Origin of the sequence: Halocalculus aciditolerans (assembly GCF_014647475.1) — an archaeon.
GTDB classification, from domain to species: Archaea; Halobacteriota; Halobacteria; order Halobacteriales; family Halobacteriaceae; genus Halocalculus; species Halocalculus aciditolerans.
Genome location: NZ_BMPG01000003.1, coordinates 59,145 through 71,871 on the forward strand (window position 1 = coordinate 59,145; position 12,727 = coordinate 71,871).

13 protein-coding genes are annotated in these 12,727 nt (G+C 58.2%); 2 read left to right on the forward strand and 11 right to left on the reverse strand.

Annotation, left to right across the window (positions count from 1 at the left end):
* Nucleotides 1-102: 102 nt before the first annotated feature.
* Both IEY26_RS11395 and IEY26_RS11400 read right to left on the reverse strand, forming a co-directional pair.
* Nucleotides 103-1,914, reverse strand: a complete 1,812-nt coding sequence (locus IEY26_RS11395) for a hypothetical protein (RefSeq protein ID WP_188979045.1) — start codon at nucleotides 1,912-1,914, stop codon at nucleotides 103-105.
* The gene (locus tag IEY26_RS11400; protein ID WP_229774053.1) at nucleotides 1,911-3,359 is read right to left on the reverse strand and encodes a hypothetical protein; all 1,449 of its coding nucleotides are present in this window, start codon (nucleotides 3,357-3,359) and stop codon (nucleotides 1,911-1,913) included. Before IEY26_RS11400 ends, IEY26_RS11395 begins: the two co-directional genes overlap by 4 nt.
* 201 nt (nucleotides 3,360-3,560) lie before the next feature.
* Between IEY26_RS11400 and IEY26_RS11405 the strand changes: the two genes are divergently transcribed.
* Nucleotides 3,561-4,067, forward strand: coding sequence for a hypothetical protein (locus tag IEY26_RS11405; protein ID WP_188979049.1), 507 nt, complete (start codon nucleotides 3,561-3,563; stop codon nucleotides 4,065-4,067).
* A 102-nt stretch (nucleotides 4,068-4,169) separates the two neighbouring features.
* Here IEY26_RS11405 and IEY26_RS11410 read toward each other — a convergent pair whose 3' ends face one another.
* Together IEY26_RS11410 and IEY26_RS11415 are read right to left on the reverse strand one after the other, a co-directional pair.
* Nucleotides 4,170-4,439: a hypothetical protein gene (locus tag IEY26_RS11410; RefSeq protein ID WP_188979051.1), complete on the reverse strand. Its 270-nt coding sequence runs from the start codon at nucleotides 4,437-4,439 to the stop codon at nucleotides 4,170-4,172.
* A gap of 48 nt (nucleotides 4,440-4,487) precedes the next feature.
* Nucleotides 4,488-4,844 carry a hypothetical protein gene (locus IEY26_RS11415; protein ID WP_188979052.1) on the reverse strand — a complete coding sequence of 119 codons (357 nt, stop codon included), beginning with the start codon at nucleotides 4,842-4,844 and terminating at the stop codon, nucleotides 4,488-4,490.
* Nucleotides 4,845-4,952: 108 nt separating this feature from the next.
* Here IEY26_RS11415 and IEY26_RS11420 point away from each other — a divergent pair, with 108 nt between their 5' ends.
* Nucleotides 4,953-5,816 (forward strand): CBS domain-containing protein, encoded by an 864-nt coding sequence (locus IEY26_RS11420; RefSeq protein WP_188979054.1) that lies wholly within the window; start codon nucleotides 4,953-4,955, stop codon nucleotides 5,814-5,816.
* Nucleotides 5,817-5,864: 48 nt separating this feature from the next.
* On the opposite strand, the gene IEY26_RS11425 is transcribed toward IEY26_RS11420, so the two are convergent.
* The 7 genes from IEY26_RS11425 to IEY26_RS11455 form a co-directional block, all read right to left on the reverse strand.
* A complete protein-coding gene (locus IEY26_RS11425) occupies nucleotides 5,865-6,389 on the reverse strand; it encodes a hypothetical protein (RefSeq protein ID WP_188979056.1) in 525 nt (174 codons plus the stop codon).
* Nucleotides 6,390-6,441: 52 nt separating this feature from the next.
* The gene (locus IEY26_RS11430; RefSeq protein WP_188979058.1) at nucleotides 6,442-7,458 is read right to left on the reverse strand and encodes a hypothetical protein; all 1,017 of its coding nucleotides are present in this window, start codon (nucleotides 7,456-7,458) and stop codon (nucleotides 6,442-6,444) included.
* A gap of 70 nt (nucleotides 7,459-7,528) precedes the next feature.
* Nucleotides 7,529-8,602, reverse strand: a complete 1,074-nt coding sequence (locus tag IEY26_RS11435; RefSeq protein ID WP_188979060.1) for an HNH endonuclease — start codon at nucleotides 8,600-8,602, stop codon at nucleotides 7,529-7,531.
* 163 nt (nucleotides 8,603-8,765) lie between these two features.
* Complete coding sequence (locus IEY26_RS11440; RefSeq protein ID WP_188979062.1) at nucleotides 8,766-9,431, reverse strand: 3'-5' exonuclease family protein; 666 nt, start codon at nucleotides 9,429-9,431, stop codon at nucleotides 8,766-8,768.
* Nucleotides 9,431-10,384: a hypothetical protein gene (locus IEY26_RS11445; protein ID WP_188979064.1), complete on the reverse strand. Its 954-nt coding sequence runs from the start codon at nucleotides 10,382-10,384 to the stop codon at nucleotides 9,431-9,433. Before IEY26_RS11445 ends, IEY26_RS11440 begins: the two co-directional genes overlap by 1 nt.
* Nucleotides 10,381-11,307, reverse strand: coding sequence for a hypothetical protein (locus tag IEY26_RS11450; protein WP_188979066.1), 927 nt, complete (start codon nucleotides 11,305-11,307; stop codon nucleotides 10,381-10,383). Before IEY26_RS11450 ends, IEY26_RS11445 begins: the two co-directional genes overlap by 4 nt.
* A complete protein-coding gene (locus tag IEY26_RS11455; protein ID WP_188979068.1) occupies nucleotides 11,304-12,272 on the reverse strand; it encodes a hypothetical protein in 969 nt (322 codons plus the stop codon). The genes IEY26_RS11450 and IEY26_RS11455 overlap by 4 nt, the downstream gene beginning before the upstream one ends.
* Nucleotides 12,273-12,727 lie beyond the last annotated feature (455 nt).

Below are 12,727 nucleotides of genomic sequence, written 5' to 3' on the forward strand. Positions count from 1 at the left end.
GTCGGCAATCGTGGTGGACTACTAATTCAATAAAGCGATCTAAATAAGCCAATAGATGAGTGGCAGCCTGAGCAGCTCAGGTCCAGCAGCGATAGGGCCGCCTCATACTGAAGGTAACTCGGTCAGCTTAGTAATTAGCTCATCCATCGACACTAACGTCTCCTCTCCCAAGTCTACTGTATAGAAATTGATGTCCGCATAGTCCTGCTCCCAGGGCTGGTGATTCCGCTTGAATTGCGCTATATCTTTCAAATGAAGGATGCAAGTCAGGTTATCGACCACAACGTTGACCGTCTTGATCTCATCCGCCCTCTCGTACTTCCGAACAGTATCTTGTAATTTCGAGACGACACCCTTCCCATCCCCCTCATCGAAGAACATCTCTATCTCAAATACCCTTGGTCCGTCTCGCACGTCAGGCCGGATCGAATTCTCGTCTGCCGATAACGAGGGTTCCGTCTCAATCGTTTTTTCTATTGTTCGGTAGTCTTCGATCTCAGAAATATCATCATATCTGGCGAACTCTTCGCCAGCGTCCAAAAGGTTCTCTGCGAGCCATTTCACAACGAGTACTTTCAACACGTAATGGTCGTCAGATGCCCCTTTATCACGATTAGTCGCGGAAGCAACCTTTCCATCTGCTGCCTGTAAGATCTGTTTTCGTCGCTCTTTTGCAATACCATCTGCGTCCCAATCGAAAACCTGACTGAACGTCCTCCATCTCGTCGGGTCGTCTCGGTCCAAACCCGTCCAGAATGCGCGCGCTATCTCGATCCAGTTCGCATCCTGTACGATCTCAACCTGCGTCGGGGGATGAAACGACAGCGAGACTTTCTCTAGCTCTGGAAGCTCGCGGCGGTTAAATATGATCGCACCGAACCGCTGACCGCTAAATAACTGGTCAAGCTTGTTGTTCCAGATACTTTGCCACTCTGCCTGGTACTCTTCCGCCAATGCATCCCACTCCCCATCTGACAACTGAACCGTGAAGATCTGGCTATCAGCCGATAGCCATCGTTCTTCATTTGCTAACTGATCAGCAGTATCAAACTTTTTAAGCTCCGGCTCCCCGCCTTCGATCTCTCGATACCGGCGCTTCACCAACGTTTCAACGACCCCGACCGAATCGTCTCCGCCCACGTTCACGACTAACGGATTTCTTGACTTGATATCGGTCCCCCCAGCGCCGAGTAGGAGTTCCAAGGGATCTGGCCAGTCGCCTTCACTCCATCCAGTTCTAGAGCCACCCTCCGTGGGACCAGTGCCCCTCTGAATAATCTGGTTCGTTTCACTCACTTCAGGTGCTTCTTCTACGGTTTCAGTTGAGCCTGCCGTTGACTCCGTATTCTCGGCTGTAATTCCAGGTACCGTTTCAACGAAGCTACTAAACGGTCGGATACTGTCCCGAGTCCCGAGTGTTACCTGTGGAATCTGCACCGTTTCCAAACGCTCGATTCCAGCTAACTGTTCATCAGCAAACTCAACTGATTTCAACCGATCCGTACTAGCAGTGGAAAACTGAGGCACACCTAATAGACCTGACTTTGAGTCTGTGAGAATAGTCGCTGTCACCTCATCAGGTGTTATTCTCTGCTTGTGGCGTGTCTCTACCTGCGGTATTTGAACCGAGTTTTCTCCAGACGGCAACTGCCCAAGAGGCTCCGTTGCATCCAGCCTTACTGGCAATTTTACTGTGATCTGCGGAATGTCAAGCCGCTCTTCACTCATCCCCTGACTGAGTTCCCTATCTTCGTCAGGACTGTCTGTTGAAGCGAAGGTATCGTCTGCCTCTGCTGTGTCCTCCGCTCCTGAATCACTCTGTTTGCTATGTCGCCGATGTTCTCTTTCTTCTCGCTCCTTTGAGCCCTCCCTTTCGTCCCCCGTCTGGTTCTGTTCGGTATCCTCGTCGCTCATAACTTCTCGACCTCTAAGGATCCCTGGTCGATGTGTAATTCATATTCAAGCCCATTCAGTAGAAAGAGGCCTGGAGAGAGTTCATCTAAAACTCGCAGCAGTGAGAGACTGCACTCCCGACTCATAGATGACCGGTTCCCACTAGTATTGTATCCACGATACTCGTACTGGTCGAGTGTAATACCAGAAACCCGGTATTCAGCCTTCGTCGTATCTCCTCTATTACTGGAGTACTTATCGTCGCTTCCGACAAGAGTGAGGCTATCCTCTTCACTAGACAATTGAAAAGTAAGCCTCTCTGGCGTGTCCCATCCGATATTACTCAACTTAGTATGGGCCTCTTCTAAGAACTCTTCCTTGAAGTTCGGGACATCAGGGAAAACTAATCGGAGCGACTCTCGCACATCGCCGTCAAAGGCCTCCCAGACCAGTTCATAGAAGTCTACCAACCGTTCTCCTAGTGACTGACCACGATAATCGTATACTGTGTACTGCTCCTGGCGCTCCTCAACGTGCTCACCGCTCTCATCGATAGCCGGAACGAAAATAGGCTCCAAGCCGAATGTCTCGTCCAGCCACTCCCATTGCTTTCGATCTTTCAACTTCGGATATGCAACCGAGAGATATCGGTTCGTGGTTTTTGGAAGCGTCCACACAAATAGCGCCCGTTCATTATAATTCGGTAACGGGTCTTGTAATCGGTACAGAAAATCGGATAGCATCTGAGTAAACTTACCCTGATCAGATAGCAGGTCGTAAAAATCATACTCCGCATCTACGTCCTGGCTATACACCAGGTCATTCTCTTCGGCCTGCTGAAGTATGGCCTCGGCCGTCCTCGCTGATTCAGCTACAAAGTTAGTGAAGGGAGTGTCTTCGACAACCACCTTCGTCGACGGAGAAATGCCCTGCCGCTGTTTCTCAATCATGTCCGTCATATCAGAGAATTGGAGACCGAGCACCTCTTTATACAGCTTCGCCAAGCTCCGTTCTCGGTACTCTCCGTTCTCATCAACCCCCCCAAGCAATACTTGACTGTAATCCCACTGTTCCTGTAGCTCATTGAAAGGTATCCCGTCACATTTTCTTATAAGCTCCTGTCGAAACTCGTGAAGCGCGATAGCCGTTTCAGCAACAGTCCGTATGCTATTGTCGAAGTAAGAGCGCCATCGGTTTTCGTCGGTGTAGTCAGAGGGAGCAGCGTTTAAGCTTTGGACCATGCCAGAGACATTAATTCCTATACATTTACCAGTTGGGGAGGGTTTGACTTCCAAAATACGAGCCCGCCGTTTAGATACAGTGGCCAGATATACTCCTTGATACGACCCCACAGGATCTTCAGGTAGAGCCGCACAGACAGGGTCGAGGCCGGACACGCTAGCGTAGAAGAAGTGGCTCGAACCGCCCTCTATCGGTTCTGTAGGTATCATCGCGGAGGCCGGCACGATCCAAAATGCAGATCCTAGGATCCGTGCTTCACCGGTGCTGAAGTCTGCGATGAAACCTCCATAATCGCGTGGCCGTGAGTGATATCCACCACTCAGAAACGCTTGTAAAACTCTCTATAGGGACTATAAACACTCCTGAACCACTAGTTTGGCAAGGGTTTATCCGTGACTATAGAACAAAACGTGTGCCGTTCGAACATGACGGGAACACAGAACACCACCGAAACAACGGACGAGTCGGACGACAGCGTCACCCTCGTTGTTAACCTAGAGACGCTCCTCTCCGCGATGCGACGAAACGCCCGCGACAAAGACACGCGCCAAAACTATCGGCTCCGCTTCTCCCGGCCACTGGAGGGGCGTGTCACGGCCAGTCTTCACGTCCACCAGCAAGACACATACTGGCCGAACCCTGCCACTGATCCATTCACCCTGGTACCCGAACAGCTCATCGAAGACGATCCATCCGTGCTGACCGAATATCCGGAACCTAGGCAAGTCAGGAAAGCCGCAAAGGAGGTCGATGGCGTGGAGGCACTCGACGACGTGAGCGACGAAACACTCAACGAGTGTTGGGACGTCCACATTGAAGTCTGGGAGGGCGCCGTCCGAAAGGCGCTCAAACCAGAAGTGGACATCCACGAGCGCAGCCACGGACCAAACGTCAAGCCGCGCATACTCCCTGTCGAATACACCTCCGAATAAGCTCACCAGGGAGCCCCTCGGAAGAGACCGGCAGCGAACCAGGCAACGCGCACTCCATACGGCGCTCAAGCACGACGCCCCGAGAACCAGGCGGGGCGGGCGTCACTCGTCGGGTTTCGTCCCGGTGCGGAGCTTCTCCCGATACTCCGCCCACGCGCGATACATCGCCACCGTTTCGGCCTCCGTCATCGTGCTGTGCTCATTCGGGTCATAGAAGGGGAGGTCCTCTTTTTCAGGCATCGCCATCACCTGCCCGAGCGGATATAGTTGCTTGTAGTAGTGTTCGAGCACCCAGTCTTCACCGTGCTCCGCGACGGCCTGCTCGATGTACGGGGCTGCCTCTGGGTACTTGTCAGCGAGTGTCTCGGTCATTGGGGATCGTGTACTGCAGGCTGTTTCTGACCTCGGATGCTAGACGTCTCAGACGTCCGTGTATTCGGCGAGCGAGTGGTTCGCGCTGGGACGGGTCCACTTCCCGATCTGGATGAGCTCGAACGTGTCGAGCGGAACGTCGAGCGCGGCGGCGATCTGCGCCCGGACGGGGGCTGGGAGGCTGTCGATCCGGATCGCGGTGAGCGCGTGCTGGGTGAGGCCGTAACTAGTTGCAAGGCTCGTCGGGGCGACGATGATGACGTTCGCCCCCTCGACGGCGTCGAGTGCGAGCTGGGCATCTCGGTACTGGAGCACCGTCGCATCCAGGTCCTCGACGGGGAAGAGACAGCCAGCAGCGCCGTACGCGATACTCGCCCCCGCCGACTCGAAATGCCCTTTGAGCATAACTAAGCAAAAATATATTCGCTACAGGCATTAGTTTTGTGGTGGGTGAGCGCCCCCAGCCACGCCCACCGCCCCCAATTTGACTATCCCGACTCCCCACCAGTGGATATGCCCCGCGACCTCTACGACTGCACCGCGGCCGAGCTCGCAACCCACTCAGTCGAACACCTCGACCACAACACGCCACCGCGCGACGCCGCCGCGTGGCTCCACGAGACTGGCTACGACGCCGCCCCCGTCTACGCCGACAACGAGCCAGTCGGATTCATCCACAAAGACGACGTCACGACCGACGACGACGGCGACACGCTCGACGACCACCTCACTCCACTAACCATCCACTACATGATCAGCGGCGACACCCAGTTCACGGACGTTCTCTCCGCACTCGTCGAGCAACCAGTCTACTTCCTCGGCGGCCACAACCACGTTACCGGCATCCTCACCCGCGCCGATCTCAACACCGCCCCCGCACGCATCTACCTCTTCGACCGCATCACCTACCTCGAAGAACATCTCCGCGAGCTCATCCTCGACACGAAACCAGCCTGGAAGGACACGCCCGTCACCGCAGCCGAACTCGACGACATCGAAACCCGGTACGAAGACGCCCAAGCCGCCAACGTCGCCTTAGACGAACTCCACTACGCCCAATTCTCCACCCTCGAAACCATCGTCACCAGCGTCGACGCCTGCTGGCAAACCTGCGGGTTCTCCACGAAAGGCAGTGCAGACTCTCGGCTCCACGCGGTCACTGACCTCCGCAACGACGTCGCCCACGCCAACCTCCTTGTTGAGAACACCACCAGCAACGACTTCCTCAGCAGCGGCCGCACCACAGAGAATCTGTACGATACGCTCGAAACCATTCACAACGTCCTCTCGAACCTCCAAGACGCAGGGTACGAGCCAGGGGCGACGACCGCACGAGACGCGGCCACTCTAGCAGACCCGAGCACGTCCCTGGACTGACTACCGATCACGCGATACTCTGTCCACCAGCAAGTCTCACCCGGAGGCCTACGTGATCCCGTGCTCGTCTCGATAGCGCTGATAGTACGCTTTCTCCACCGTTCGGAGATCGAACCCGCCTGGATTCCGATCACGTAACTCCGACAGTAGCTTTGGATAATCCGTCACCCGCAGCTGTCGATCTTCACCGAAGAACAAATCAACCATATATCGATCCCCGACAGCGTACCGCTCCGGATCGTAGAACGCCAATACCACTGTCGCGGTCGCACACCCAATCCCTGGTATCGAGGCCAGCGTCTTGAGTTGCACCGCTGGATCGTCAACCAGCAAGGCAGCCTCACTCACCCGTCGGACAAACGCATCAGGAACCCGATTCACTCGTTCAATATTCCCGCTTCGACGCCCCGCTTGATTATCCAATTTCCACGTGACCACATCACGGAGCTGTTCTTGCGTAATGTACCCCTGCGATTGCAGCGCTTCATGGAGCGCCTGCTCGATCTCGTGGAGTTCCTCGTCGTAGCTCTCCTCATACAACGTCGCCCATCGCGTAATACCACTCCTATCCATGGATATCTGATCTCAAGAACACGATTAAAACCCATCTGTGGATTAATAACCCCTATGAGGAAAAGGAGAGGCGAAGTAACGTCGGTGTTGGGAGCCACCGCGTATTTGTCTGAAAGTGGTCTGCCAATCTCCTAGGGGGAATCACTGTTAGTCGCTCTCGATCAACGCTCAACTGCGGTTCACCATTGTCACCCGGACTACTGAAAAGAAACACGTGCCCCTCATCGGCTAAGTCAAAGTAGTCTTCAGGATTTAGCGATGCATCACCGGATTTCACCTGAACGAACCCGGTTTCCCGAGTACCGTTCGTCACTCGCCGAAGTTCACACTCGTATTTCGCCTGTGAGTCACCCGTAGAGTATTTTGTAATCCGCCATCCGTTTGACTGCAGGTAGTCTAAAACGAGTTCCTCGGTGTCATCCGCGTCCAAAATACTGAACAGTTTACCAGGCCCCATCGAATCCAATTTCTTCTCAAGACGCTCAAAATCCAGCGTACGCTCGTTATCGAAGTCGTCAACTGAATGGAGTTCTCGAATAACCCGCTTCGCGTCGCTATCAACTCCTTTCTTCATCCTGTTCAAGGTTCCGAACCGACCGGTGAACTTTCGCTTAACATACCCTGGTACAAATTCTACCGGGATATCGGTCCAGTCCACATGCCGGATATTATGAATCTGCGTTCCGTTCTCGTTAGTCAGATCTTCCCGGAGAGATTCGGATACATCGTGGCTAGTTGTACACTCCGAGGTCACTTTACACAGTGCGAATTCACTCCCCTCGTTGACCCAGACGTAGTCCTGCGGTGCATCACCGGAACCGTCACTCATTTCTTTAACGATGTATCGGAGCTCGTGACGTAGATCACCACTATTGGTCGTCCGGTCATGGTTAGGGTCTTTCCCGAGCTCTTTGTGGGCCTGTTCTATCTCGGCAGGAGAGGCGCACGAACGCTGTGGATCCCATCCAGCCCCAATAACCCCAGCGTCACGACAAGCCTCAAAGAAGCCTGTTTCACCGGCAGGTTGGAGCTTGAGTGCGTAGACAGTAAAACCAAGATCAGGTGACATAACACAACAACAGACAGTCAGAGAATAAACCTTTCCCCGAAGATTCCCCTATTCGTTAGATTGGGCGCCTCTATCGACTGAGTGTGTCGTCCACCTCCTGTAGCGCATCAATTGCCTGCTGCAGATGCACGCGCAGTCCCTCATCGGCACGATCCCGGCTAACGGGCTGACCCGCATCTTCCACATCCTCATCCGCGGATTGAGGTTCAGGAGCCGGCTCTGGCGCACCCCACGTTTCTGTCCGACCCATTGGCTCAGAGTCCTGGTCTGTCACTGCATCAAGCCGCTGCTGTTCGTCGCTCTCTCCCGTTGCGGTGTCAGCCCCAGTCGCGCTGTGGTCCGAACGCTCACTGTCGGTCGGTCGCCCGCCACGACTGAACGCGGACAGCGGGAAGTCGTACGCGCAGGCGCGTTTCTGTTTGTTGAACGTGGTGCGCCGCGAGATGCCGAGCACGTCGATGATGTCGCTGCGGTCACACCCGCGGTCGAGCGCTTGTCGGACTTGCTCGTCCTCCATCCGTTGCAGCAGCAGTTGCGGGTCGTCCGGGATGTGGCCACGCGCCGAGTTCTCGACCTGCTCGACGAGCCCCCACTCGCCGGTTTCGACGTCCTTGTCCACGATCTGCCGGTCGCGGGCGTCGACGAGATTATCGAGCCCCATCAGTACCCACAACCGCTCGCGGACCGCTGACACCGAATGATCGCTCGGCAACCCGCCGGCGATGTCACCCGTCCGGGCCGGTCCTTCGTCCGCTAAGTACCGCAGGATCTCGATGTCCTGCGGGAGCAGCACGCTCTGATCCGCTTCCGTGATCTCGACAGGCGAGTCGTCCGGTGTGGACTGCTGGTGGAACCAGCTGTGACACGACCGGCACAACAGCGTCAGGTTCTCCAGGTCGTGCTCACCCATGCCGTCCGGGTCGCGCTCGATGTGGTGGACGTGCAGCGTCGCTAGCCCACCTTCGCCCAGGCCGCGCCGGCCGCACGCCTGACAGCGGTGCCGGTACTCCGTCAGTACCTCCTCTCGCGTCTCCGGATCAACCGTCTCATGACACTCGCGCGGACTGGTCACCCCGGACTCGTCGCTACCTGCAGTTTCACCGCTCGATTCCTCCGCATTCGGTCGTAATTCAGCGTCTGCCATATCGTATCTCAGTTCGCGCGTTCGTTCAGCAGCGATTGTACGTCACCCGCTCCCGCAACCGTTTGGGTTATCGCTTCAATCCGCACTGGGAGACTACCGACACCGACCGCGTTCAGCGCAAGCGAGCGCCCGTAACGTCACCGTCCAGCAACTCGCGTGCCGCTCACGCATGCCGTGTCGGGGTCAGTGATTTCAGTTTGAAATCGGATTTCGAGCAGTACCGTTCTGCGAGTAACCCTAACTCCCGCGTTCGCAGGACATCCGCGATATTGTGAATGACGAGGTCAGTGAACCGGCCGTCCTCGTACGCCGTCACGGCTTCCCCGCTCTCCGCGAACGGGTCAAGGTCACCGTACTGTCCGTCACACAACGTCTCGTACACGCCGGCCAGGTCTGACCGTGACTCCCCCTCCTCGTCGGTCGTGTTGAACCGGTTCGTCACGACCGGGAAGAGGTCGGCATACGGCATCTCCCGGAACGGCCACTCTACATCACGCTGCGAGAGGCGTGTCCGCAAGAACGGCAAGTCGAATCCAGACCGCCACAGCTCACCGTTGAACGCGACCAACAGGACGTCGCTGCCGACCAATCGCTCTGCAGCGAACGCGCCAACCGCCTCCAGCAACACGCGTTCCGATTCGTGTGTCGATACCTCGACGTGCGACTCGACGCGGTCACGAACCGAGGCCTCCACGTCAGGCGCGGCCCGTCCGTCAGTCTGTACGAACACGCGCACACCCAGCGGCACGGCAAACCCGACGACGGTCACCTCATCCCGAACTTCGAACCCCGTCGTCTCGATGTCGAACGCAACCAACTCTAACGGCATCACCGCTCACCCCCGCCAGCCTCACGGGTGGCCGCGATACGCGCACGTTCGGGCACGCGATCCTCACTGACCGGTCGCAGGCGGACCTCTCCAAACCCATATCGGGAGTGCGTTCCAACGCGTAACACGCCGCTCTTCGCCGTCTCGACTGGATTCGGTCCGCCGTACCCGACGACCTGCCCGTGATCAATCGTCTCCAGCTCGTACACGTCACCGTCCTCGACGAGCCGTTCGTCGCGGCGACGCAGCCCGCCTGGTCGGGGCGTCCACCACCACGGCACCGACTGGTCATCCGCACCTGGATACTCACTCGCCGTCACGTACGGCGACACCAACTCCAGCTCGAACGACCGCTCAGCGTCCTTCAACGTGGAGTAATCGAGCGTATCCAGATCAACCGTCTGCGTGTCCTTCAGGCTCGTCTCCCCGAGCCCGTAATTCCGTGCGCCACCGACCCGCAGCCCGTCCAATACGTCCTCGTCAAGCGGGACACTATCGGCACTACCGCCGGCGTCGTGCAGGTAGAACTGGACGAACCACGTCATCGTCCGCTTCGAATTCCGCGACGCCTGCGGCAACCCGAACCGGACAGTTGGTGAGAACGCAATGCGCCCACCGTGCACGCGCAGATCGTGCGTGTTCTGCGCGTCTCGCGGCCGCGACGCCGACAACCACCGCTGCGCCGCATCGCGGAACAGGAACAAGTCCTCGTAGGACTCGACCGGCCGCAACCCAGCGCCGAAATATGGCGCCCCACCAGACTGCGAGTGTTCATCAGGGTAGCCGCCGTGCTCACCCGGGACGAACACGCCGTGACTCACCGCCACCGACGACCGCGTCGCCGCATCCACACGCCGCGCCAACGCCCGGTACAGCGCGTGGCCCGACACGTGATAGGGTCGTCCGTGGTAGTCCGACTCCAACTCCAGCAGTACCTGCTGGATCATCGTCATCGCTCATCACCCCTGAGTCGAGAGCTGCGCTGCAACACACGCCACCACCCGATGCTCTCCTCGATGAACTGCAACGCCGTCGACCAGGACCGAATCCGCCGCAACTGCGCGTCGATCACGCGCCCCATGCGCTCCTCAACAGCTAGCGGCTGCTCTGGCAGCCGCGTCCACACGTCAGCCCACGACTGTGCCGGCGCAGCGCCAAGCCGCGCCCCCGGCCGCTCACCCGGCTCACCAGTAATGCGCAACGCGAACGACGGTAGCACCACCACCGTTCGATGCGGCACTACCTGAGGATCGCCCTCTCCCTCGGCCTGGTCCACAACGAGGTACAGCTCGTCGAACCCGTACCCCGACCGGTAATTATCCACCAGGGCAGCGGTCAACAGCGTGTGGAACTTCAGCGACGTGTACGGGTAGTACACGGACTCGTTGAAGATCGACACCACCGCGGAATCGAGCCACGCCGCGTGCATCTCGACCGGGTCCTCGACCTGAACGAGGTCCGCCAACGCACTTCCGATCCCGTCGTCAATCCGGCCAACCTTCGTCGCCGTCTCACCCGTCACGAGCGATAGACGGAACGGCGAACTGTGATTCTTCACCGACTGTTCTGGCTCACCACGCGGCCGACTCAACAACGCCGCATCACCATCAGCACCCAGTGGGACTGGCTCGTTCACCGGCACGCCAGCAAACTCGGCGACCGCGTTCTCGTGCGACCGCCCCCGCGACTTGTGCACGTCGTGACGGTACACCGACACTATCGACACATCCTCACCGCGCTTCGACCGACCCGACTCACCAGCAGGCGAGGATGACGCATCACCCCCGTCAGTCAACCGCTCGACCGTGGGACGGACCTCCGTCGACGGCGACTGCGGCTGATCGTACCACTTGTCTGACGACCCGGGCTCAGTCACGCAGACTCACCTCCCGAGTCACCGTCCGGCATCGGTACCTCTCCGTCACGCGCCGCCGTCCGTGCCTGCAACGCCCGCACGAACTCCGGCCGGCACTCCGACCGCCACACCTCGTCCTTCTCCGCCATCGCCGACGTCGCATCCTGCGCACGATTGAACACACGCCGCACCTCCCGTTCCGAGTAGAGCGGATTCAGCACCCACACATCCGCGATCCCAGCGCCAAAGTTGCGTGCCCCACCGAGCTGGAACTCGAACTCGTCACTGTGCGCGTCGAGGAACGACACCGCCTCCAACAGTAGCCCGACGAACTCCGGCTTCACCTCCCGGAGCGTCAGCTTCCACGTCCCCTCCACATTCCCGAGGACGTCGCGGTCTGCCTGCCGGAGCGGCTGGCCACCATCGGCTTCGTTGCGCGACCGGACCTGGTTCGAGATCTGACGGAAATGCGCTTCCGCCTCCCCATCCAGGACGTCCACCTGCCGTCGAATCGGCGAGAATGATACCGGGCGACGCAGCAACTTCCCGGGCTGCGAGCCGAACCCACCGAACAAATCGTAGATGACACACCCGTCATCGTGTTCGTTGAGGCACGCGCCCTTCTCGTGGTAGCCCGAGTCGAGATCGCGCTCGTACACGTTCGCGCGCATGTAATCCGCGTTCGGTTCTCCCGGGTGGCACGCAGTCGCCCCAGCGATTTGGACGACTTGTTCGCACCCGTGCCGCAACCACCCGCTCAGGGTGAATGGGCTAATCTGCCCCTCGATCTGGTTCATCGGGTCGTCTGCCTCGTACCGATCCGCCGAGGCATGATGCCGATCCGTGACGATCCCGTCCCCTGGAGACAGCAAGTCGATTTCCAAGCCGACGTACACGTCCGGCAGCAACATCTCCTCCACCGACCACGGCAGCTCCACCTCGACATCGAGCTGCGAATCCATGAGCACCGACTCGTCCGCCGTCATCGCTGCACATCACCCCAATACAATCCGCGAACCACATCGTCCGCTGACCGATCCGCACGACGCTGCGCCCCACCCAGAGACACCTTCATCGACGACTCAGTCGTCTTCGAATCCTCGTCGGCAGCCGCATCACTCACGTGTGTACTCCCGCCGTCGGGAACCAACCGGATCGATTTCGTTGCCTCCGCACTTACCGCCACCACCGCGGGGTCCAGCAACACCGGCCACGACGACTGCGTCGCCCCGTCAGAACACCACCCGACACGCCCCTCAACGACCAGCTCCCGTACACCCAACGTGTACTCCTCCGGAAGGTCGTGCCCTTCCTCGCCACACACTACGTTACCGACCTGAAACATCACCTCTCCAGCCGGTCGAAACACGTACACAACAACCGCATCACCCTCACGAAGAGGGGAGCCGCACACTTGACACGTCGCGGCCCCTACCCCGAG